This window comes from Kitasatospora sp. NPDC059577 (assembly GCF_042735475.1).
GTDB lineage: Bacteria > Actinomycetota > Actinomycetes > Streptomycetales > Streptomycetaceae > Kitasatospora.
Genome location: NZ_JBHWBZ010000003.1, coordinates 1 through 1080, shown reverse-complemented (window position 1 = coordinate 1080; position 1080 = coordinate 1). Strand labels below are relative to the sequence as shown.

Annotated in this window: 1 pseudogene; it reads right to left on the bottom strand. The window is 72.5% G+C overall.

The features are described from left to right. Positions 1–855, bottom strand: a pseudogene (locus ACFV0O_RS04035) (hypothetical protein); the annotation flags it as partial. Positions 856–1080 lie beyond the last annotated feature (225 nt).

Genomic DNA, 1080 nt, shown 5'->3' with positions numbered 1-1080 from the left:
GCCACCCGGACGGTCATCCCGACGGAAGCCACCACCGGAGGGGCGGTCGTCACGACGGAAACCGCCACCGGACGGGCGGTCGCCGCCACGGTAGCCGCCACGGTCGCCACCGCGGTCATCGCGGTTGAAACCACCGGAGGGACGGTCGCCACCGCGGAAACCGCCGCGGTCGCCGCCACGGTCGTCGCGGTTGAACCCACCCGACGGACGGTCGTCACGACGCGGACGGTCGTCACGGTCACGGTTGAAGCCACCCGGACGGTCATCCCGACGGAAGCCACCACCGGACGGACGGTCGTCACGACGGAAACCGCCACCGGACGGGCGGTCGCCACCGCGGTAGCCGCCACGGTCGCCACCGCGGTCATCGCGGTTGAAACCACCGGAGGGACGGTCGCCACCGCGGAAACCGCCGCGGTCGCCACCACGGTCGTCGCGGTTGAACCCGCCCGACGGACGGTCGTCACGACGGTAGCCACCGCGGTCATCGCGGTCGCGGTTGAACCCACCGGAGGGGCGGTCGTCACGGCGGTACCCGCCGCCGGCCGGGCGGTCGCCACCGCGGTAGCCGCCGCCAGAGGGGCGGTCGCCACCGCGGTAACCGCCGCGGTCGCCGCCACGGTCGTCACGGTCACGGCCGTAACCGCCGGAGGGACGGTCGTCACGACGCGGACGGTCGTCACGGTCGTCACGGCGGTAACCGCCGCCAGAGGGGCGGTCGTCGCGGCGGGAGCCGCCACGGTCGTTCGACCAGCCCCCACGGGACCGGGGCTCGTAGCCTCGGCCGTCGTCCGATCGACGCTCGGGACGGTCCTGGGGCTCGTTCGACATCGTGGTGACTCCTTCTGCTGCTTCAGCTTCACCGCGCGGGCATCCGTGCAACTCCCGCTGCCGTCACGCGGTTTTGGCGCCGGCCTCCTGGCCCGCGCACCTTCTCCATTGTCCGACATGTCGGGACCCTCCGCGTCTGGGCGGAAGTCCCGACTTGTCGGACTCCTTCACGTTCGCAAAACACAAAAATGGAGCCGGGGGGCCGACGGGAGGTAGGGGGGGGGGGGGGGGGAGAGTAGGTGGTGTCGA